Here is an 18,672-nt window from a genome sequence, read left to right on the forward strand (position 1 = left end):
CCGGCCCGCGGCGAGTTCGTCGACAACTTCTTCGAGGTCGTCGACTGGGAAGAGCCGTCGACCCGCTACGAGCAGGCCGTCGAACTCTTCGAGTAACGTTCCACCGGACCGCGCCCGGACGCGCGTCGAACCCCGAATTTTTTCGCACCCGACCCACAGAGCGTTAGCGCCGTCTCCCGGACCGCAGAGTGGTTCGTCGCCGCCCGTATCGGCAGCGTTTACGGACGCGACGCCGTAGCGGCGCCCATGCCCGAGCCGAAGTCGACGTTCGACGCGACGTATCCGTGTGACTTCTACGAGCCGGCGGAGCTGTTCGAGCCCGATCAGATGTACACGGTCCCGGAGATCGCCCGGCTGCTACAGGAGTTGGAGCCCGACGCCGAGATCGACCCCGACACCGAGGCCGTGCTGATCGACTGGGCGATCCCGTGGGTGATGACCCACGCGGACGATCTCGTGATCGCGGAGCCGCTGGCTGAGGACGGTCCCGGCTACTACGGGGTCGCGCCCCACGCCGTCGACGGCGGAGAGAGCGACGGAGAGGCCGAAAACGCTGACCTACGAGACGGAGCGTGAGCCGGGAGCGATCCGACGCGACGGTGGTCCTCGTCGCCGGCGGCGCCCGCGTCGACGCCGGCAAGACGACGTTCTCGACCGGGTTGGTGGCGAGCCTCGCCGACCGGGCCGGCGACGCGATCGGCGTCAAACCCCGCGCCGGCAACGACTACTGGTACGACCACGACGACTACCGGATCGCGAGCGATGCGGGCCGGCTCTACGGGAAAGACGCGCGGCGACTCGCGGCAGCGAGCACGCGCTCGCTGCCGGTGCCCGACGAGCGGCGCCGGCCCGAGGCGGTCACCCCGGAGTCGATCAATCCGGTCCACCGCCTCTGGCGGCCGACGCCCGGCCGGACCGGGATGCTCGGCGACACGGACCGGACGTTTCTCTGCGATCGGGTGACGACCGAGGACGGGTCCCGGTTCGTCGTCAACGGGGCGGCGGAGGCGGCGGGACTCCTCCCCGACGGCCTCACCGACCGACTCCCGCTCGCGGCGGCCACCAGAGTCGACGACGTGGCGGCGTTCAACGACGTGATGGCGGCCGACTACCTCCCGGCGTTCGACCGGATCGCGGCGCGGGTCGCGGCCGCGACGGTGCCCGTCGTCGTCGAGTCGTACGCGGACATCGCCGGGGCGCTCCCGCGAGAGGGGCCGGTCGCGCCCGACGCGGTGGCGGTCGTCGATCCCGGTCGTGCGCGCGTCTACGCCGGCGACCGATACGCGAAGGCGCGGACGGTCGCGTCCGGCAGCCCGCGCGAGGGGACGATGGAGGAGCACACCGGAACCGTCACCGAGATGATCGAGCCGCTGGCGACCGTCGATCTGCCGGCGCTCTCGAGCGACGAGCGCGGCGACCCGGCCCGCGTCGCGGAGCGCTACGGGCACGCCTACGAGACGCTGTTGGAAGCGGTTTAGCGGGGAATCGAAGCGAAGTCGGTCCCCGATCCGCGCGGGAAGGCGGTCGGAGCCGAACGCCGACGGTCGGATCAGGCGTTCCGCTTCGAGTAGTGGTCGATGGCGGACTCGATCGAGGAAAGATCGGCGTTCACTCGGCTGTCGGCGACGCGCATGAAGCCGGGGGTGTACGACTTGGAGTAGTCGAAGATGGCGTTGACCGCACGCTTCGGGGCGGAAACGGCCGCGAAGTCGGTGACGGTGTACACGCGCGTCGTCGGGAACGCGGTCCAGAACGTGCTGGAGACCCAGCGGTCCTCGTCCTCGAAGGTGGTTCCCACCCGACCGGTGGCGAGGTACTCGCCGTCGTGGTAGAAGAGGAGGAGGTCCCCCTCGCTCATCCGCTCGAACGTCGAGCCGTTTCCGCTGTCGTCGTCGACGGCCCACAGGCGGGCCTCGTCGAGGTCGGCGAGGTCATCCGGCCGGTCGTCGTACTCGGTGAGGTCGACCGCAGACCGGACCGTTCGATCGAAGTTCTCCGGGTCAATCGGGACCAGGAAGACGTTCGCGCTCATTACTCCCACTTCCGTCGGGAGGGGTTTAAAGCCGTTCGTTGCCTCGCCGGCCAGCCGGAGCGGTTCGGTAACCAGTCGACGGCGACGCGGTGACCGCCCGCGGCGACTCGGCGTCTCCCTCCCGACTGCCCACGACTCAGTCGTCGTACGCGTCGTAGATCCGATCCATCCGCGCGGCCATCACGAAGTCGGACTCGTGGAGCCCGCCGATGTCGTGGCTCCACATCTCGATCCCCACCTCGCCCCACGAGAGGTGGATGTCGGGGTGGTGCCACTCCTCCTCGGCGAGTTCGCCGACCTCGTTCGTGAACGCCAGCGCCTCGGCGAAATCGTCGAACTCGTAGGTCGCTTCGAGGTGGTGGTCGTCGACGACCTCCCAGTCCGGACCGAGCTCGGCGAGGTGGTCAGCGTACTCGTCGTCGGTCAGCGGTTCGGCTCCCTCGTCTGCGGGCTCGACCGGCTCGTCCGCAAGTGGTGATGACATGCCATACCGTTACACGACGAGCGGCTTGTACCTTCCGCGGATCGACTCGGGAAAAGGGTCACTCCTCCGACAACCTGGTCGGACATCGGTCGCTACCGAACTGGAGTGAAGTAGAAGTGGGTTGGGGCAGATTTGAACTGCCGGCCTCCTCCATGTCAAGGAGGTGTCATAACCGGACTAGACTACCAACCCGCAGGGGCTTACTGACGCATCTCTTCGTATCCGGGGGACATAATTGAACCTTTCGTTTCGGTCGCCTGCACGGGTTCGCAGTCAGCCGATTCTCCGGTTTCGGGCCGGGGTTTCCCGCGGATCGGAGCGGTTTCGACCGGTTTTACTGGTTCGGGCAGAGTCGTCAGGTATGGTCGATCTCGCCGCCCGCACCGAGAGGCTCGACGCGTATCTCGCCGAGCGCGGGCTCGAAGCGGTCTGGTTCGCCAAGCCGAACGGATTCGCGTGGCTCACCGGCGGCGACAACGTCGTCGACGCCGACGCCGACACCGGGATCGCCGCCGCCGGCTACGACGGCGAGATCAGAGCGATCACCGACAACATCGAGGCGGGCCGGCTCGCCGACGAGGAACTCCCCGACGCCGTCGCCGTCGAGTCGTTCCCGTGGCACGCGAACTCGCTGGTCGAGGCCGTGGCGGAGCGCTCCCCGACGCCCGCCGCCGCCGACTTCGACGTGCCGGGGTTCGAGCGCGTCGACGGGAGCCGCCTCCGCCAGCCGCTCACCGAGGACGACGTCGAGCGCTACCGCGAGCTCGGACGCGAGGCCGCCGCCGCCGTCGAGACCGTCTGCCGCAACCTCGAACCGGAGGACCCGGAGTACGAGGTCGCCGCCGGCATCGACATCTCGCTGGCGTCCCGCGACGTCGACACTCCGGTCGTGCTCGTCGGGGGCGCGGAGCGCGCCCAACGGTACCGCCACTTCACGCCGAGCGACGCGGCGCTCGGCGACTACGCCCTCGTCTCCGTCACCGCCGAGCGCGCCGGGCTGTACGCGTCCCTGACACGCACCGTCGCGTTCGACGCCCCCGACTGGCTGGAGGAGCGTCACCGCGCGGCCGCCCGCGTCGAGGCGACCGCGATCGCCGCAACCGAAGCCGCCGCGGCCGGAGACCTCACCGACGCCGACGGACCGGACGCCGCCGGCGACGTGTTCGACGCGATCCGCGAGGCGTACGAGGCCGTCGGCTTCGCGGAGGAGTGGCGCGAACACCACCAGGGCGGCGCGGCGGGCTTCGCGGGCCGGGAGTGGATCGCTACCCCCGAGAGCGACCGGCCGGTCCGGTGGCCGATGGGCTACGCGTGGAATCCGACCGTCCGGGGAGCGAAAAGCGAGGACACCCACCTCGTGACGCCCGATCTGACCGAGACGCTGACCAAGACGGGACAGTGGCCGACACACGAGGTCGAGCCGGTCGATGTCGACGGGGTCGCGACCGACCCGCGGGAGCTCTCCGCGCCGGTCATTCGGTAGGACTCTCCGAGAACCGCAGAGCGCGACCCGCTCTCAGTAGACGTACTCGCTCTCGTCGATGCCGACGTAGTGCTTCTTCACGCGCCGTTTGTTCCACTTGTAGCCCACCAAGAGCTTCGCCGACTCCCAGCCGGAGCGGTACGGGTGCGAGAGCAGTCCGTCGCCGGCCTCCGCCGCGAGCATCGCGTCGGCCGCGCCGATGATCCGGTTCCAGTCGTCCGGACCGTACTCCGCGACCATGTCCGCCATCGTCACGTTCCGGACGATCTCGTCGCCGATCGCTTCCTTCCACCGCCGGTTGTAGGGGGCCATGTCGCCCGCGGCGGCGAGCTCGCCCGCGATCGCGCCGGTTCGGACCGCGACGTGGTCGCCCCCCTCGTGGAAGGCGGAGGTGGTGCCCATCGCGCCGCCGGCGACGGCGATCCCGGCCCCGGTCGGCGAGTCGATGGGGCGCGTCGAGGAGATCGGATACGTCTCGGTGCCGTTCCGCTTGCCAGCCTCATCGACGAGGGGGAACTCCTCGTCGATGTCGTACTCGTCGCCGTACTGCCACTCGAGGAGGCGGCGGACGTACTCGCCGCCCTGCGGAATCGACTCGTCGTCCGCGTCGAGCAGCGCGTATGCGTCGCGGTCGAACTCGTCGATGTCGAGGCCGATCGGCATCGTGAGCCCGATCCGACAGACTCGGTCGGCGTTCGGGAATATCCACGGGTAAGCGGTCTCGCCGGGCATCACGCCCCACCAGAAGACGATGGCGTCGTTCACCTCCTCGTACACCTCCTCGGGGACGCGGCGGTACTCCTGATACGCGATGTGGTTGGCCGTCCGGGACGCGAGGCGGTCGGAGGCGGCGGCGTCCGCGGGGAGGTACTCGTCGAGCACCCTGTTCGTCACCGTTCGCTGAGGGCCGTCGGCGAGCACGACGAAGTCGGCGCCGACTGAGTCGCCGGAGGCGAGCTCCACGACGTGCCGGGGGTCGTCGCTCCCGGGCGAGACGGCGGGGTCGGTGTCGACGCCGCGGACCGACACGCCGGTGCGGTACTCGGCGCCGGCGTCCTCGGCGCGGTCGCGGAGCCAGTCGTCGAAGCGGGCCCGCTGAAAGGTGTAGCCGAAGTTGTCGTACGAGGAGTCGATCCCGGTGCTCGTGAGCGTCGCCGACTCGTCCGGGCCGCGGAACTCCGCGCGAGTCAGCTCCCGCTGGACGACCCCCTCGTCGAACTCGTCGGGGTGGATCCCCATGATGTCGACCCAGTAGTCGAGGATGCCCGCGGCGTCGGTCGAGTCGGGGCCGAGCCGGTCGCGGTCGGCGCGGGGAACCCCCTTTTCGAGCACGAGCGCGTCGGCGCCGCCGGTCGCGGCCGCGTGCGCTGCGGAGGACCCGGCCGGACCGCCACCCACGATTGCGACGTCTACGCGTTCCATATCCCGTGAGGTTTCCGTTCGGCTATTAAATTCACGGTCCCAGACGGGGCGACGGCGAAACCGATCGGGAGCCGACGCGACACGCCGAACCGCTCGCTCGAGAAGAGGTGACCAATTGATCATATTCGATGGTTAATGGTTAGAGCGGCGGAGAGACACGTTTTTAGCAGTCCTGAATTTTGTCTCGTACACACATGGCACGCGAGACATGGGCGACACGGGCGGGGTTCATCCTCGCTGCGGTCGGTAGCGCAGTCGGATTGGGGAACATCTGGCGGTTCCCGTTCATCACCGGTCAGTACGGCGGGTCGTCGTTTCTGATCACCTATCTGGCGTTCGTCGCGCTGATCGGGTTCCCGGCGATCCTCGTCGAGTTCGTCATCGGTCGCCGGACCGACCTGAATCCCGTTGGTGCGCTCCGGGAGCTGGGAAGCGGGGTCTGGTCGTACGCCGGTTGGCTGTTCGTCGTCACCGGCTTCATCATCCTGTCGTACTACAGCGTCGTCGCGGGGTGGTTCCTCCGGTACACCCTCATCGGCATCACCGAGGGATTCACGCTCACCGATCCGTCCGAGGCGAACGCGCTGTTCGGCACGGTCTCGACGGGCCTCGACACGCTCCTGTTCCACGCCGTGTTCATGGTGCTCGTCATCGGCATCATCGCCGCCGGCGTCAGGCGCGGCATCGAGCTGAGCGTGAAGATCATGGTCCCCGCGATCGTGGTGCTGCTCCTCGGGCTGGCCGCGTACGGGTTCACGCTCGACGGCGCGACCGCGGCGTACAGCTACTACCTCTCGCCCGACTTCGGGACGATCGCGGCCAACTGGACGGAGATCCTGCCGGCCGCCGCCGGGCAGGCCTTCTTCACGCTGTCGCTCGGGATGGGCGTGATGATCACCTACGCCTCCTACCTCGGCGAGGACCGGAACCTCGCTGCTGACGCCGGCATCATCGCATCGCTTGACACGCTCGTCGCCGTCCTCGTCGGCTTCGTCGTCTTCCCGGTGCTCTTCTCCGTCGGTATCCAGCCCGGGACGGGCGGTCCCGGCGCGATCTTCGTGAGCCTCACGTCGGCGTTCGCCGGGATCCCCGGCGGCCGGATCCTCGGCGTCGTCTTCTTCGGCATGGTCGGGATCGCGGCGCTCTCGTCGGCGATCAGCATTCTCGAAGTGCTCGTCTCGTACCTGATCGACGAGGTCGGCGTCGCCCGGATCCCGGCATCGGTCGCGGTCGGCGTCGCCGTCTTCCTCCTCGGCGTGCCGGTGACTATCGACCTGATCTTCCTCGACCTGTACGACAAGCTCGCCGACGGCATCCTGCTCGTGCTCGGCTCGCTGCTGTTGGCCCTGTTCGTCGGGTGGGTGATTCCCGACCTCGCCCGCGACGAACTGGAGAAAGGGATCGGCAGCCTCGGCGGCTTCGGCGACGCGTGGCTCTGGGCGGTCCGGATCCCGATCGTGATCGTCGTGATCGTCTCGCTGTACCTCGGGCTCGTCGACTACGCCGACTTCCTCACCGGGAGCTTCGCGGACTGGCTGGCGGCGCGATAAGCGGACTGCGACACCCATCACCCTCCCCGATTTCGGCAACTTCTCCTCCCGCGTTCACGGCCTCCCCGTTCACCGCTCTCGCACGGTCGAGTAGTCGGCGATCACCCCGTCGACGCCGGCCGCCGCGAGCCGGTCGGTCTGGTACCACGTCTCCACCGTCCAGACGTTCACCGCGAGTCCCGCGTCGTGCGCGGCGTCGACCACGTCGGCATCGCCGAACCGCGACGCGTCGAAGCACGGTGCTCCCCGAATCGCGTCGATCGGGGGGTGCACGGCGGCCGCGTCGTGTCGGCGGGCGATCGCCAGCGCGTCGCCGATCGACTCCGAGAACAGCGGTGCGACCGGATACTCCGACACCTCTCGGGTCGCGGCGAGCGCGGCCTCGTGAAACGAGGAGACCAGCAGGTCGTTCGCCCGCCGCTCGGCGACGTTCACCACCCGGTCGACGAACGGGCGCCAAACCCCTTTTAGCTCCGCCAGCGCGTCCGGTCCGAGCGCCTCGTCGGGGCGGAGCAGGGAGGCGTCTATCCCGGGGTTCTTGAGTTCGACGTTCACGCCGACGTGAGAGGGCACTGCGTCGAGGAGGTCGCCGAGGAGCGGCACGGTCTCCCCGCTGTCGAGGACCTCGGCGGCGGTGACGGTCTCCGTGTCGGTCTCCCAGACGACGCCGGTCTCGTCGGTGAGTCCGCGGTCGTCGGGAGCGCCCGGCGGACCGCCTCGCCCGGAGAGCGCCGCGTCGTGGAAGACCACCGGGTCGCCGTCGGCGGTGGGGACCACGTCGATCTCGATCCACGCGGTCGATTCGACGCCTGCGGCCGCCTCAGCCGCGGCGACGGTGTTCTCGGGGTTCTCCCCGGCGAATCCGCGGTGGGCGAACAGGAGCGGCTCGCCGTCGACGGTCCGGGTCATATCGCATCGAGCACCGCGTCGACGACGGCGCCGACAGCCTCGGTGCCGATCGACTTGGCCCGCGCGAACGGGTCCGACGACTTCGCGTCGCTGTCGTCTCCGTCGTCGTTGTCGCGATCCCGCCCCGCTCCCTCAGTTCGGGGCGCGTCCGCCGAATCGGACACGCTGTCGGGCGCTGCCCGCTCGTCCATCGATCGGCGGCTCGGAGCCACGAGGCAAAAAGATGGCCGTCGCGCTCAGACGTGCTCCTCGCGCGGCTGGACCACGACGAACCCGTCCGGGCCGTCGAACCGCATCTGGTAGCGCTCGCCCGACTCCTGACCGATCATGTCGGAGAGGCTCCGGTTCACCTCGATGTCCGGAGAGGTTCCGCCCCACGCGACGGTCGCGCTCGGGTCGGTCGCGACGGGCGGCTCCAAGACGATCGGGTCGCCGTGGGTGGTGATCGCCACGTAGCCCGGTCCTTCGAGGTAGACGTTGCTGAAGCCGCCGGCGAGCGCTCCGGCGAGGCTGTCGATGGTGCTGATCTCGTAGGAGAGCGACTCGTCGAACGCGAGCACGTCCTCGCCGTTGACCGTGATCGACTCGCCGGCCTCGAGCTCGACGACCTGCACCTTCTTGCCGTCGTCCGCGAAGTAGACGTGACCGGCGCCCTCGACGGCCATGATGGGGGTCCCCTCGCCCGTCGTCGCCTCTTTGAGGAAGCCCTTGAGTCCGCCCTCGGCCGAGGCCTTCCCGGTGAACGAGATGTCGCCCGTGTACGCGATCATCGACCCGGCCTTCGCCATCACGGTGCCGTCGACGTCGACGTCCAAGGTGTAGCTGTTCTCGCGCTGGAACGGTTCCGCGCTGTCTGTCGGTGCGTTCTCGGAGGTGAACTGATCGAGATCCATGGTTTGGGGACCGAACGCGTCGGTTCGGCTAGGCGGCTATTCCTCGCCATCGAATATGAAGATGGGGGTCGGCCAACGGGACGCCGGCGGAGCGGTCAGTAGACGACGAGCGAGAGATACAGCTGGCCGACGCCCGCGACGACCATCACCGCGCCCGCGATCCGCTTCAGCAGGCCGGCGTGCGCCATCACCCGGTTGGCGTTGCTGACCAGCCCGACGCCCGTCGCGACGGTGGTCGCGGCCATCAGGACCGCGACGACGCCGGCGTACACCGAGAGGACGAGGAGGGCGGCGTCGCCGGGCAGCGCGATGGCGCGGGCGATCACGGCGAGGAAGATGGGCGCGACGCAGCCGGCGCCGGCCAGCGCGTACCCCGCGCCGAACAGCCCGAACCCGAGGACGCCGGTGCGTCGCTTCGGCAGCGACAGGGAGATCGAGGGGGCCCGCCCGGCGACAACGAGGAGCCCGAAGGCGACGAGCAGCCCGCCGACGAGCGTCTCGAAGACGGCGATGTTCGACAGCGTCGACTGCCCGACCCGGACCGTCGCGCCGGCGAGCAGCGCGAACGTCGCGAGCACGCCGATCGCGGCCGCGATCCCCCGGACCCCCGCTCCGGTCACCGACGCCTCGTCGGCCTCGACGGAGTTCACGTAGAACCCGACGTACCCCGGCAACAGCGGGTACGCACACGGCGAGAAGAAGGTCGCGACCCCCGCGGTCACGGCGAACGGGAGGTTCGTCGCGAGCGAGACGTCGGTCATGCTCGGGCTGGCCGCTTCATCGGTCGAGCACTCTCTCGATGCCGTCGACGAGCTCTTCCGTGGTGTGGGTCCCGGAGGTGGCCCAGCGGACCCGCCCCGCGCTGTCGATGGCGCGCGCGCTCGGGTAGCCGCCGACGTTGAGCCGAGCCGCGAGCTCGGCGGTCACGTCCGCGGCGACGAGCCAGTCGCCGTCGTTCTCGCGCCACCAGTCGGCGACCGCCTCCTCGCTGACCGCTCCGCCGACATCCTCCGGCGTCACGGAGACGAACAACACCTCGTCGCCGAGCCGATCGTGCGCCTCGACGAGGTCGGGCATCTGCTCGACGCAGGGGGCACACCACGTCGCGAAGAAGTCGACGAACGTGGGCCGGTCGGGGGCCGGGATGGTCACCTCCCCGTCGCGGCTGCCGGGCGCCTCGACCGTGTCGAGCGTCACCGGATCGACGGGGTCGCGGGCGCCCTCGCCGCCGAGCGCGACAGGGGCGCGCCCGCTCGCGACCGCGCCGGCCCCTCCGAGGGCGCCGAGGCTGGCGAGTCCGGCGAGAAGGTTTCGGCGCCTCACGCGGTGACCACCCGCTCGAAGTCGTCCACGAGCGTCTCGATGTCCGTACTTGGCCCCCTCGGGTACGCGCGCTCGACGATCCCCCTCTTGTTGACGAGCAAGATGAGGCCGTAGTGCGGAAACGCGTACTCCAACCCCTCGTACTGTTCACCGTCGGTCTTCTCGATCTTCAACCCGAAGTTGTCCATCATTAGCTCTTTCCCGGCCTCGTAGCTCTCGGGGCGCAGGAAGTGCCAGTTGCCGGCGTCGAGGTCGACGGCTTGTTGAGCGGCGTACTCGCGGAGTACGTCTGCCGTGTCCCGCTCGGGATCGAACGTGAGCGGGAGGAACGCCGCCTCGTCGCCGAACCCCTGCTCGGCGGCGTACTCCTGTGCGCGCCGGAGCCGGAGGATCAGGGCCGGACAGACGCCGTCGGGACAGCTCGTGTAAAACGAGGTCCACAGCACGGCTCGGTCGCCCTCGAACTCCGAGATCGAGATCGCCTCTCCCGCGATCGGATCGGGGACGGTGAAGTCGGGCATCTCGTCGCCGTAGCTCGGGTGGACGGCCTCGCTCAGGTCCTGTTCCGGCGGACCGAGGATCGTCCCTTCAGCGCCGGAGCCGCCGAGGACCCCAGCACAGCCGGCCGTGGCGGTCATGCCGGCGGCGACGCCGGTGGCGGCGAGCGAGCGGAGGTAGGTACGGCGATCCATGTCGTTACCGGACCTACGTGGTCGCGCGTAAATGAACCCCGCGGCTGATGGCACGCGCTGAACTCAGACGAGCGCGGTCGTGCGTCCCGTTCGTCGGTCGCCACCGGCGTCGCCGCCGGCTGCACTCGAAACTGGCTCTCGCGGGACGACTTGGATGTCTGTTGTCGTGAGCCACACCAACAAGTGACAACAGCGAGCCGTGACGGGTAGATGTGCGTAACGAACCGCGCCGAACCCCCCGAAACGACCGGCGTTTCGGCGGATGCCGCCGGTTCGCACCGACTGCAACGGTCATGGTACCGTGACCCTCGCAAGGGTTATCCCCGAACGGGCAGTACGTTTGTTTGCAATGGCAAACGGTAAGGTTGACTTCTTCAACGACACTGGCGGCTACGGTTTCATCTCGACTGACGACGGCGACCTCGACGACGACGAAGACGTGTTCTTCCACATGGAAGACGTCGGCGGCCCGGACCTCGAGGAGGGTCAGGAAGTGGAGTTCGACATCGAATCGTCCCCCAAGGGACCGCGCGCGACGAACCTCGTCCGCAACTAACCCCCAAGTCGCGGACGGCGCGTCCGCACGCAACACCGGATCTCGGCTGTCGATCGACGTGATCGACGCCATCTCCGTTTCTTTCACACGTAGCAACTCTCGACGAGCGACGCGAGCGCTCTGACAGCGCCTCTGCTCCGACGAGCGACGCGATCGACCGTTTAAATACGAGTGCGAGCGAACTCGCGAGTAGTGAGCGATCCGATCCCGACCGGCTGTCGGCCGGTCGACGACCTGTTGGGCGGGGGGTTCGAGCGCGGGGTCGTCACGCAGGTGTACGGCCCGCCCGCGGCCGGCAAGACGAACCTCGCGCTCGCCGCGGCCGTCGAGGTCGCGGCGGGCGGCGACCGCGCGCTCTACATCGACACCGAGGGACTCTCGATCGACCGGTTCGAGCAGATGGCCGCGGGGCGGGCCGACCGCCCCGACGCCGACGAGACGGTCGAGGAGATCGCCTCGCGGCTGGTGATCTCGGAGGCGTACGACTTCGACGACCAGCGCGAGGCCGTCCGCGACGCCGAGGAGCTCGCGGAGGAGGTCGAGCTGATCGTGTTGGACTCCGCGACCGGCTTCTACCGTCTGGAGCGCGCCGGCGACACCGAGGGCGGCCAGTCGCTCCGGAAGGTCGCAAAGCAGGTGACTCACCTGCTGTCGCTGGCCCGGCGGCACGACATCGCCGTCGTCATCACGAATCAGGTGTTCACCGACCCCGACAGCGACCGCGACCGCGCGCTGGGCGGTAACACCCTCAACCACTGGACCGGCGCGATCGTCCGCGTCGACCGGTTCCGCGGCGGGAACCGCCGGGTAACGCTCGAAAAGCACCGATCGAAGCCCGCGGGCGACACCGCCACCTTCCGGATCGTCGGCGACGGACTCGCCGAAGGGACGGACGCGTAAGCGTCGCGCGCGGCGTGAGAGTTATGTGCGCCCCGCCGACGTAACTGGTAGTGAGCGACCAGTCGCCGTTCTCATTCGTGACCGCCGTCGCGGTCCTTCTCGTCGTCTGTCTGCTCGTCGCCGCTGTCGCGCCGGGTGCGGTGGCGGAGGCGGCGGAGGCGGTGCCCCCTCCAGCGGTGACAGCGAGCCGACCGTCGACGGCCCCGTAAACGAGACGGACGAGCCGACGACCGAGACTGAGGCACCCACGAACCAGACCGAGGATCCGACCAACGAGACGGATGGGCCGATCAACGGGACGGATGACCCGACGGGCGGCGAGACCGAGCCGGTCGAGGACGAGCCGGCGAGCGGCGACGACGAGATCGGGACAGCGGAGGGAGACGATGATGCGGATGGGTCGACGAACGGGGAGTCCGGCGGCGACGACACCACCAGCCGAGACGGCTCGACGGACGGAGCCCCCGGCTTCGGTCCCGCTGTCAGCGTCCTCGCCGCCCTCGCGGCGTCGCTCCTCGCCGGACGGCGCGGTGGACGCGGCGGATAGCGGTCGCTCGTCGACCGTCTGATCGGGGCAGAAAAGGCGAAAACGGAGACGGCGACGGCAGCGAGATCGTCGCGGCGAAACGCCGGAGTCGGTCGGAAGAGGCGACGCGAAGCCCGTTGATCGGGCGCTATCGCCTTACAGCTGGCCGAGCTTGCGGAGGAGCTGGCCGCGGTACTCCTCGTCGGCGTTGACGCCCTTGATCTCCAGGACGTTGCGCTCCAGCTTGTCGAGCGCGACGTGGAAGGCGTGCTCGGCGCCGTACCCCTCGCCGGAGCCGCCGACCTGACCCTCGTTGGTCCGGAGGCGGATCTGGCACTGGATCAGGGGGGTGCCGCGGAGCTTCTCCTTGTGGGCGTGGAGTCGGACGTGCGCGTGGATCACGTGCATGTCCGCGTACTTGTTCGCGACCTGCTCGATGGACTCGACGATGTGCTCGCGGGAGGTCGTGTCCAGCAGCTCGACGTTGGTGATCTGCACGTCCATCGAGTCCTGCTCGGTGAACGTGAGCGCGCGCAACACGTCGGTCTTCGTCACCATGCCGGCGACGGTGTCGGCGCCATTCGGCGTGACGACCAGTCCGGAGACGCTGTTGTCGAACATCCGCTGAACGACGGACTCGGCGGTCTCGTCGGCGGTCGCGGTGACGACGGGGCTCGACATGATGTCGTAGACGGGGATGTCGAGCATCCGATCGATGTCGCCGGCGCGGTCGCCGCTGCCCTGTCGCTCCTGATCGCGGACGACGAACTCGACGATGTCGTTGGTGGTGACGACGCCGACGAGCTGGCCGTCCTCGTCGAGGACGGGGAGCCGAGAGATCCCGTTCTCGCGGAGGCGGTTGATCGCGCTCCCGACGCTGTCCTTCTCGTTGATCCCGATCACGTCTTCGGTCGAGATCTGGCCGACCGTGATCGCGTCGAGGCTGTCGAGGACGGCCTCGAGGATCTGGTCGACGGTGACGATCCCGTAGAGCTTCTCGCCCTCGTACACCGGCGCGATCTTCACGTCGCCCTCGACGAGGAGACGGGCGGTCTCGCGGAGGTCCTCGTGGCGGTCGACCGACGGGGCCGACTTCATCACGGCCGACACCTTGGTGTCGTCCTCCATCCGGGAGCGCATGAGCTGTTTCTCGCCCACGACGCCCGCGTACTCGCCGTCCTCGGTGACGACGATCCCCTTCGGATTCTCGCGCTCGAAGATAGACCGGACCTTAGCGAGTCGTTCGCTGACGTCGACTTCGACGTACTCCGGCACCGCGATATCAACAATATTCATGGTCCAATCTGAGGGTTGGACGCGCCGGGTATTGAAAGTGCGGGAGGCGTGCCCGACAGTGAGATCGGCCTCTGTCGACGCCGTGCGCCCCAATACCGTTCCATCCGGGCGGCAAGACGCATCCATGCGACCGTGTCCGGCGCTGATCGTGATCGGGCTCCTGCTCGTCGGGGTCGTATGCAGGCTGCTGGGCCCGTGAACCGACGAGACGCGTGACTCCGCGGGCCGGTGAAAGATTTTTGCCGGTAACCGACGGAGAGGGAGTGTGTACGACGCCGTCGTCCTCGACAAAGACGGGGTCTTGATCGGTCGGACCCCGTTCGACACCCTCAGAGAGGCCGCGTGGGACGCCTTCGTGAGCCTCGGCGTCGAGGACCCGGACCTCGCCCACGTCGACGACATCGCCGTCGGCGTCGACCCCGCCACCCTGACGGAGATCTGCGAGCGCTACGGGCTCGACCCGGTCGAGTTCTGGCGGGTCCGCGACGAGACCGCCGCGACCGCGCAGGTCGACGCGGCCCGGAGCGGGCAGAAGACCCCCTACGACGACGTCGACGCCCTCCGCCACCTCGACGCCTCGCTCGGGGTCGTCTCCTCGAACCAGCAGGCGACCGTCGACGCGGTCCTCGACCACTTCGGGCTCTCCGGGCGGTTCGAGGTCGCGTACGGCCGCGAACCCTCGATCGCCAGCCTGTCGCGGAAGAAGCCGTCGCCGTACTACCTCGAGCGCGCCCTCGAGGACATCGGCGCCGAGACCGCGATCTTCGTCGGTGACAACGAGTCGGACGTGCGCGCCGCCGACAACGCGGGCATCGACTCCGCCTTCGTCCGGCGCCCGCACCGGCGGTCGACCGAACTCTCCTGTCAGCCCACCTACGAGATCGACGACCTCCACGACCTCGTGAGCATCTGCGGACGGGCGCCGGTCGGCGAGCGGGACTCGATCTGAGGAGGCGTCGGGATCCCGGTCACTCCGCCGGCGCGCGGTCCAGTCGCCGCCGAAGCCAGCGCTCGACGAGGGCGACCGCCGCGAGCGCCACCGCTGCCGGTCCCAACAGCACCAGGAAGACCGGACCGCCCTCGTTGCCCGTGATCACGGCACGGGCGATCGGGGGAACGAGCAGCCCGAAACAGGCCGCCGGGGCGACGAGTCCGAGCGACGCCGCGGCGACCGGCACCGCCGCCGCCACCGTGGTCGTCGTGGCGATCACCAGGAGGGCGGTCCGTGGAGAGACGCCGAACGCAGCGACCCGCGCGGTCGCGGCGACGCCGAAGATCCCCCCGAGCGCGACGCCGACGAGCGCTGCGGCGCGGACCCGCGACGGTGCGGCCGGGAGGTTCGCCAGCCACTCGTCACCGATGCCGTGTCGGCGGCGCAGCCCGAACTCGACGCCGGCGGCGACGGCGAGCAGGCCGACGACGACGGCCCAGCCGCCGGCGTACGCCGAGAGGTACACGCTCCGGTCGACCACGAGGAACCCGCCGACTTCGGACCACTCGGGCGGCGGGGCCGCCCCGTCTCGGAGCGCCGCCCACCCGAGGGCCGCGGCGAGCCCCGCGGCCGGCGAGAGCAGCCGGGTGTGAGCGACGGCGAGCGCGACGAGGAACCCGGCCGCGAAGAGGCCGGCGGCGCGGCTCGGGTCGGACAGGGGCCACCGCTCGGGTGGCGCGTGGTTCAGCGCGCGGAACAGCAGCTCGACGACCGAGAGGTGGACCGCTCCGCCGCCGAGGCCGGCGAGGAGCGTCCCGGTGGAGGGCCGGGGCATGGTCGGTCGTCTCGCGGTCGCGTTGTAGGCGTTTCGCCGGGGCGGCGCAAGGTACGAGGTCGTCGCGCGGAGCGCCTCGCTGACGCGGGACTCACTCCAGCAGCTCCGTCCTCGGGGCGTCGAGGGCCGTCCGGGTGACACCCTCTGCACCCTCGGCGCCGCGGAGGTCGACGCCGCGGAGCCGGAGTGCGAGCGCCGCGTCGCTGCGCTCCGCGGCGTCGAGCGGACGGATACGGGTCTCCGTCTTCTCGTCGCCATCGGCCGGGTCGCCGAGCCCCAACCGCCCTCCGAACCGGTCGTCGTCCGGCCCCTCGTGGACCACGACGATCTCGTCGCCGTCGAACTCGACGCGCTCGACCGCCCGGAGCGGGATCGTCGTGCGGCGCCCCTGGACGACCGTCGCGGCGAGAGTGCCGGTTACGGTGAGCGCCGCGAGCACCGTCAGCCAGAGGGTCCCGCTCCCGTCCCCGACGGAGAGGAGCCGCGGGAGCGCGCCGAGGACCGTGAACGCCGCTCCGATCCCCGACCACCCGACCGCGTCGACGACGGGACTGACGCGTCCGTGCGAGAGGGCTCGCCCGGCGTGAACGACGGCGGTCCGGAGCCGTCTCCGGATGCGTATCTCGTCCGGAGCGACGGTGACGCTCCCGGTGACCGTCGAGAACGACCACGTCCCGACCCGTCTCATCCGTTCCGACGGACGGGTGAGGGGCGGTCGCGAGGCGGAGAGCGTGGCGAGGAGGGGTCGGTCGACGCGCGGGGGAGCACGCGTCGGCGGAGGAGGGACGATCGCATTGACGGGTGTGCATCCTTCGGCCTCCAAGGTAAACCTCTCGGCCAACCGGCGAGGCCCGTGCGAACGACCGCCCGTGCCGCCCGCTGCCGGCGACGCGTCGACGGCGCGGTTCGGCCTCGACATCGACGCGGGAGACTTTTGGCCCGTCCCGTCGACCTCTTCGCATGCACCTCCCGCCCGTCGGTCTCGGGACGATGGGGATCGACGACCCCACCCCGATCGAAACCGCCCTCTCGCTCGGCTATCGCCACCTCGACACCGCCCGGATCTACGGCAACGAGGCGGTCGTCGGCGACGGGCTCGCCGCGAGCGACGCGGACCGTGACGCGGTCACCGTCGCCACGAAGCTGTGGGTCGACGACCTCGGCGCCGAGGACGTTGCGCCGACCGCCCGCGAGAGCGCCGACCTGCTCGGCGTCGAGACGCTCGACCTCCTGTACGTCCATCGCCCGCGAGGGGCGTACGACCCGGCCGAGACCCTCCCCGCGCTCGACCGGCTCGTCGACGACGGGTGGGTCGACCGCGTCGGCGTCTCCAACTTCGAGATCGACGAGATCGACCGCGCGATCGACGCTCTCGACGCGCCGCTCGCGGCCCACCAGACGGAGCTCCACCCGCTGTTCTACCGCCCGGAGCTGCTGGAACACGCACGCGCACACGGGTACACGGTCGTGGCCTACTCGCCGCTGGCAGGCGGGCGCGTGAGCGAGGTCGCCCCCGTGGTCGAGGTCGCGAAGGCCCACGACGCGACGCCCGAGGCGGTCGCGATCGCGTGGGCGACCGCGAAGGAGCCGGTCGTGGCGATTCCGAAGGCGTCGAGCGAACGGCACCTCCGCGCGAATCTGGCGGCGGTCGACCTCGATCTGACGCCCGAGGAGACGGCCGCCATCGACGCCGTCGAACGGGAGGCGGAGCTGTTCCCGGAGTGATCGCCGAGATCGATCCACGTTTCTGATTATTTGATCCTGAGAGAAACGAGAGATGCACACGATCCCGCGTCGTTTTTATATCGCCTCGCCCTCGGGTTCGGTATGACCGAGACCACCGGCGGGGACGCCGACGGGACGCAGATCATCGACGGCGAGGCGGTCGCCGCCGACGTGCGTGACGACGTGGCCGCGCACGTCGAGACCTTGGACGAGGCGGGCGTGACTCCGGGGCTCGCCACCGTACTGATGAGCGACGACCCGGCGAGCGAGACGTACGTCTCGATGAAACAGCGCGACTGCGAGGAGGTCGGCATCGAGAGCGTCCACGTCGAGATCGACCCCGACGCCCCGGCCGAAGAGCTGTACGAGACCATCGACGACCTCAACGAGCGCGAGGACGTGCACGGCATCTTGGTCCAGCTGCCGGTCCCCGACCACGTCGACAAACGGCGCGTGCTCCGACGCATCGCCCCGGAGAAGGACGTGGACGGGTTCCACCCGGAGAACGTCGGGCGGCTCGTCGCCGGCGACGCCCGGTTTAAGCCGTGCACGCCACACGGCGTCCAGAAGCTGTTGGCGGCGTACGACGTGGAGACCGAGGGCGCCGACGCCGTCGTCGTCGGCCGGTCGGACATCGTCGGGAAGCCGATGGCGAACCTCCTCGTCCAGAAGGGGCCGGTCGGCAACGCGACCACGACCGTCTGCCACTCCCGGACCAAAGACCTGGCGGCGAAGCTGTCGACCGCCGACATCGTGATCGCCGCGGTCGGGGTCCCGGAGTTCATCGACGGCTCGATGCTCAAGCCGGGTGCGACCGTGATCGACGTGGGGATCAACCGCGTCGACGCGGACACCGAGAAGGGGTACGAGCTCGTCGGCGACGTGGAGTACGAGTCGGCGGCGGAAGTCGCCGGCGCGATCACGCCCGTTCCCGGCGGCGTCGGTCCGATGACGCGCGCGATGCTCCTTTATAATACGGTGAAGGCGGCCGGACTTCAGTCCGACGTGTCGATCGAGCTCGACTGAGGCGGGTCCGTCGCCGGCGCGGACCGCCGCCGCGTGCGACTCGGTTCTGTCAGCTCCGCCTGTTACCGCCGCCCGCGGCTCGACCCTTT

At 69.6% G+C, this 18,672-nt stretch carries 22 protein-coding genes, 1 tRNA gene and 1 pseudogene; 11 read left to right on the top strand and 13 right to left on the bottom strand.

Features of this window, described 5'->3' with window-relative positions:
* From ACT4MF_RS02040 to ACT4MF_RS02050, 3 genes and pseudogenes are all read left to right on the top strand, one after another.
* Nucleotides 1-96: pseudogene (locus ACT4MF_RS02040) on the top strand (superoxide dismutase); the annotation flags it as partial.
* Between the two features lie 150 nt (nt 97-246).
* On the top strand, nt 247-576 hold the full coding sequence (locus ACT4MF_RS02045) for a DUF5827 family protein (protein WP_099254370.1): 330 nt from the start codon (nt 247-249) through the stop codon (nt 574-576).
* Nucleotides 573-1,478 carry an ATPase gene (locus ACT4MF_RS02050; protein ID WP_099254369.1) on the top strand — a complete coding sequence of 302 codons (906 nt, stop codon included), beginning with the start codon at nt 573-575 and terminating at the stop codon, nt 1,476-1,478. Before ACT4MF_RS02045 ends, ACT4MF_RS02050 begins: the two co-directional genes overlap by 4 nt.
* A 71-nt stretch (nt 1,479-1,549) precedes the next feature.
* Here the strand turns inward: ACT4MF_RS02050 and ACT4MF_RS02055 are convergent, their stop codons facing one another.
* From ACT4MF_RS02055 to ACT4MF_RS02065, 3 genes are all read right to left on the bottom strand, one after another.
* A complete protein-coding gene (locus tag ACT4MF_RS02055) occupies nt 1,550-2,032 on the bottom strand; it encodes a hypothetical protein (RefSeq protein ID WP_099254368.1) in 483 nt (160 codons plus the stop codon).
* Nucleotides 2,033-2,168: 136 nt separating this feature from the next.
* Nucleotides 2,169-2,516: a 4a-hydroxytetrahydrobiopterin dehydratase gene (locus ACT4MF_RS02060; protein WP_444681578.1), complete on the bottom strand. Its 348-nt coding sequence runs from the start codon at nt 2,514-2,516 to the stop codon at nt 2,169-2,171.
* Nucleotides 2,517-2,633: 117 nt separating this feature from the next.
* Nucleotides 2,634-2,708: transfer RNA gene (locus ACT4MF_RS02065), tRNA-Val, on the bottom strand.
* A 169-nt stretch (nt 2,709-2,877) separates the two neighbouring features.
* Between ACT4MF_RS02065 and ACT4MF_RS02070 the strand changes: the two genes are divergently transcribed.
* Nucleotides 2,878-3,999, top strand: a complete 1,122-nt coding sequence (locus ACT4MF_RS02070) for a M24 family metallopeptidase (RefSeq protein ID WP_444681579.1) — start codon at nt 2,878-2,880, stop codon at nt 3,997-3,999.
* A gap of 33 nt (nt 4,000-4,032) precedes the next feature.
* On the opposite strand, the gene ACT4MF_RS02075 is transcribed toward ACT4MF_RS02070, so the two are convergent.
* Nucleotides 4,033-5,421 carry an NAD(P)/FAD-dependent oxidoreductase gene (locus ACT4MF_RS02075; RefSeq protein WP_099254361.1) on the bottom strand — a complete coding sequence of 463 codons (1,389 nt, stop codon included), beginning with the start codon at nt 5,419-5,421 and terminating at the stop codon, nt 4,033-4,035.
* A 194-nt stretch (nt 5,422-5,615) separates the two neighbouring features.
* On the opposite strand from ACT4MF_RS02075, the gene ACT4MF_RS02080 reads away from it, so the two are divergent.
* Nucleotides 5,616-6,971, top strand: a complete 1,356-nt coding sequence (locus ACT4MF_RS02080; protein ID WP_099254360.1) for a sodium-dependent transporter — start codon at nt 5,616-5,618, stop codon at nt 6,969-6,971.
* Between the two features lie 69 nt (nt 6,972-7,040).
* On the opposite strand, the gene ACT4MF_RS02085 is transcribed toward ACT4MF_RS02080, so the two are convergent.
* The 6 genes from ACT4MF_RS02085 to ACT4MF_RS02110 all read right to left on the bottom strand — a co-directional run bounded on the left by ACT4MF_RS02085 (nt 7,041) and on the right by ACT4MF_RS02110 (nt 10,788).
* The gene (locus ACT4MF_RS02085; protein WP_444681580.1) at nt 7,041-7,880 is read right to left on the bottom strand and encodes a glycerophosphodiester phosphodiesterase; all 840 of its coding nucleotides are present in this window, start codon (nt 7,878-7,880) and stop codon (nt 7,041-7,043) included.
* Nucleotides 7,877-8,071 carry a hypothetical protein gene (locus ACT4MF_RS02090; protein WP_444681581.1) on the bottom strand — a complete coding sequence of 65 codons (195 nt, stop codon included), beginning with the start codon at nt 8,069-8,071 and terminating at the stop codon, nt 7,877-7,879. The genes ACT4MF_RS02085 and ACT4MF_RS02090 overlap by 4 nt, the downstream gene beginning before the upstream one ends.
* 45 nt (nt 8,072-8,116) lie before the next feature.
* The gene (locus ACT4MF_RS02095; RefSeq protein ID WP_444681582.1) at nt 8,117-8,773 is read right to left on the bottom strand and encodes an AIM24 family protein; all 657 of its coding nucleotides are present in this window, start codon (nt 8,771-8,773) and stop codon (nt 8,117-8,119) included.
* A gap of 95 nt (nt 8,774-8,868) precedes the next feature.
* Nucleotides 8,869-9,534 (bottom strand): cytochrome C biogenesis protein, encoded by a 666-nt coding sequence (locus ACT4MF_RS02100; RefSeq protein WP_444681583.1) that lies wholly within the window; start codon nt 9,532-9,534, stop codon nt 8,869-8,871.
* Nucleotides 9,535-9,550: 16 nt separating this feature from the next.
* Nucleotides 9,551-10,096, bottom strand: a complete 546-nt coding sequence (locus tag ACT4MF_RS02105; protein ID WP_444681584.1) for a TlpA family protein disulfide reductase — start codon at nt 10,094-10,096, stop codon at nt 9,551-9,553.
* Nucleotides 10,093-10,788: an SCO family protein gene (locus ACT4MF_RS02110; protein WP_444681585.1), complete on the bottom strand. Its 696-nt coding sequence runs from the start codon at nt 10,786-10,788 to the stop codon at nt 10,093-10,095. Before ACT4MF_RS02110 ends, ACT4MF_RS02105 begins: the two co-directional genes overlap by 4 nt.
* A 349-nt stretch (nt 10,789-11,137) precedes the next feature.
* Between ACT4MF_RS02110 and ACT4MF_RS02115 the strand changes: the two genes are divergently transcribed.
* The 3 genes from ACT4MF_RS02115 to ACT4MF_RS02125 all read left to right on the top strand — a co-directional run bounded on the left by ACT4MF_RS02115 (nt 11,138) and on the right by ACT4MF_RS02125 (nt 12,791).
* Nucleotides 11,138-11,344 (top strand): cold-shock protein, encoded by a 207-nt coding sequence (locus tag ACT4MF_RS02115; protein WP_004595330.1) that lies wholly within the window; start codon nt 11,138-11,140, stop codon nt 11,342-11,344.
* A 192-nt stretch (nt 11,345-11,536) separates the two neighbouring features.
* Nucleotides 11,537-12,244, top strand: a complete 708-nt coding sequence (gene radB, locus ACT4MF_RS02120; protein ID WP_444681586.1) for a DNA repair and recombination protein RadB — start codon at nt 11,537-11,539, stop codon at nt 12,242-12,244.
* Nucleotides 12,245-12,269: 25 nt separating this feature from the next.
* Nucleotides 12,270-12,791: a PGF-CTERM sorting domain-containing protein gene (locus ACT4MF_RS02125; protein ID WP_444681587.1), complete on the top strand. Its 522-nt coding sequence runs from the start codon at nt 12,270-12,272 to the stop codon at nt 12,789-12,791.
* Between the two features lie 135 nt (nt 12,792-12,926).
* Here ACT4MF_RS02125 and ACT4MF_RS02130 read toward each other — a convergent pair whose 3' ends face one another.
* On the bottom strand, nt 12,927-14,066 hold the full coding sequence (locus ACT4MF_RS02130) for a CBS domain-containing protein (protein ID WP_444681588.1): 1,140 nt from the start codon (nt 14,064-14,066) through the stop codon (nt 12,927-12,929).
* A 265-nt stretch (nt 14,067-14,331) separates the two neighbouring features.
* Between ACT4MF_RS02130 and ACT4MF_RS02135 the strand changes: the two genes are divergently transcribed.
* A complete protein-coding gene (locus ACT4MF_RS02135) occupies nt 14,332-15,015 on the top strand; it encodes an HAD family hydrolase (protein WP_099255406.1) in 684 nt (227 codons plus the stop codon).
* A 19-nt stretch (nt 15,016-15,034) separates the two neighbouring features.
* Here ACT4MF_RS02135 and ACT4MF_RS02140 read toward each other — a convergent pair whose 3' ends face one another.
* Both ACT4MF_RS02140 and ACT4MF_RS02145 read right to left on the bottom strand, forming a co-directional pair.
* The gene (locus tag ACT4MF_RS02140) at nt 15,035-15,832 is read right to left on the bottom strand and encodes a hypothetical protein (RefSeq protein WP_444681589.1); all 798 of its coding nucleotides are present in this window, start codon (nt 15,830-15,832) and stop codon (nt 15,035-15,037) included.
* A 91-nt stretch (nt 15,833-15,923) separates the two neighbouring features.
* The gene (locus tag ACT4MF_RS02145; RefSeq protein ID WP_444681590.1) at nt 15,924-16,520 is read right to left on the bottom strand and encodes a hypothetical protein; all 597 of its coding nucleotides are present in this window, start codon (nt 16,518-16,520) and stop codon (nt 15,924-15,926) included.
* A gap of 272 nt (nt 16,521-16,792) precedes the next feature.
* On the opposite strand from ACT4MF_RS02145, the gene ACT4MF_RS02150 reads away from it, so the two are divergent.
* Entirely contained in the window at nt 16,793-17,557 is a 765-nt protein-coding gene (locus tag ACT4MF_RS02150) for an aldo/keto reductase (protein WP_444681591.1), read from the top strand.
* Between the two features lie 102 nt (nt 17,558-17,659).
* Nucleotides 17,660-18,583: a bifunctional methylenetetrahydrofolate dehydrogenase/methenyltetrahydrofolate cyclohydrolase gene (locus tag ACT4MF_RS02155; RefSeq protein ID WP_444681592.1), complete on the top strand. Its 924-nt coding sequence runs from the start codon at nt 17,660-17,662 to the stop codon at nt 18,581-18,583.
* Nucleotides 18,584-18,672: the final 89 nt, after the last annotated feature.

Source organism: Halorubrum sp. FL23 (genome assembly GCF_052439115.2).
Classification (GTDB): Archaea; Halobacteriota; Halobacteria; order Halobacteriales; family Haloferacaceae; genus Halorubrum; species Halorubrum persicum.

What these genes read in the sequence shown, in the direction of transcription:
- ACT4MF_RS02150 (WP_444681591.1), top strand. Translation starts at nt 16,793, where the DNA reads ATGCACCTCCCGCCCGTCGGTCTCGGGACGATGGGGATCGACGACCCC.
- ACT4MF_RS02100 (WP_444681583.1), bottom strand. Translation starts at nt 9,534, where the DNA reads ATGACCGACGTCTCGCTCGCGACGAACCTCCCGTTCGCCGTGACCGCG.
- ACT4MF_RS02130 (WP_444681588.1), bottom strand. Translation starts at nt 14,066, where the DNA reads ATGAATATTGTTGATATCGCGGTGCCGGAGTACGTCGAAGTCGACGTC.
- ACT4MF_RS02045 (WP_099254370.1), top strand. Translation starts at nt 247, where the DNA reads ATGCCCGAGCCGAAGTCGACGTTCGACGCGACGTATCCGTGTGACTTC.
- ACT4MF_RS02095 (WP_444681582.1), bottom strand. Translation starts at nt 8,773, where the DNA reads ATGGATCTCGATCAGTTCACCTCCGAGAACGCACCGACAGACAGCGCG.
- ACT4MF_RS02055 (WP_099254368.1), bottom strand. Translation starts at nt 2,032, where the DNA reads ATGAGCGCGAACGTCTTCCTGGTCCCGATTGACCCGGAGAACTTCGAT.
- ACT4MF_RS02085 (WP_444681580.1), bottom strand. Translation starts at nt 7,880, where the DNA reads ATGACCCGGACCGTCGACGGCGAGCCGCTCCTGTTCGCCCACCGCGGA.
- ACT4MF_RS02060 (WP_444681578.1), bottom strand. Translation starts at nt 2,516, where the DNA reads ATGTCATCACCACTTGCGGACGAGCCGGTCGAGCCCGCAGACGAGGGA.
- ACT4MF_RS02155 (WP_444681592.1), top strand. Translation starts at nt 17,660, where the DNA reads ATGACCGAGACCACCGGCGGGGACGCCGACGGGACGCAGATCATCGAC.
- ACT4MF_RS02090 (WP_444681581.1), bottom strand. Translation starts at nt 8,071, where the DNA reads ATGGACGAGCGGGCAGCGCCCGACAGCGTGTCCGATTCGGCGGACGCG.
- ACT4MF_RS02145 (WP_444681590.1), bottom strand. Translation starts at nt 16,520, where the DNA reads ATGAGACGGGTCGGGACGTGGTCGTTCTCGACGGTCACCGGGAGCGTC.
- ACT4MF_RS02070 (WP_444681579.1), top strand. Translation starts at nt 2,878, where the DNA reads ATGGTCGATCTCGCCGCCCGCACCGAGAGGCTCGACGCGTATCTCGCC.
- ACT4MF_RS02080 (WP_099254360.1), top strand. Translation starts at nt 5,616, where the DNA reads ATGGCACGCGAGACATGGGCGACACGGGCGGGGTTCATCCTCGCTGCG.
- ACT4MF_RS02075 (WP_099254361.1), bottom strand. Translation starts at nt 5,421, where the DNA reads ATGGAACGCGTAGACGTCGCAATCGTGGGTGGCGGTCCGGCCGGGTCC.
- ACT4MF_RS02115 (WP_004595330.1), top strand. Translation starts at nt 11,138, where the DNA reads ATGGCAAACGGTAAGGTTGACTTCTTCAACGACACTGGCGGCTACGGT.
- ACT4MF_RS02110 (WP_444681585.1), bottom strand. Translation starts at nt 10,788, where the DNA reads ATGGATCGCCGTACCTACCTCCGCTCGCTCGCCGCCACCGGCGTCGCC.
- ACT4MF_RS02140 (WP_444681589.1), bottom strand. Translation starts at nt 15,832, where the DNA reads ATGCCCCGGCCCTCCACCGGGACGCTCCTCGCCGGCCTCGGCGGCGGA.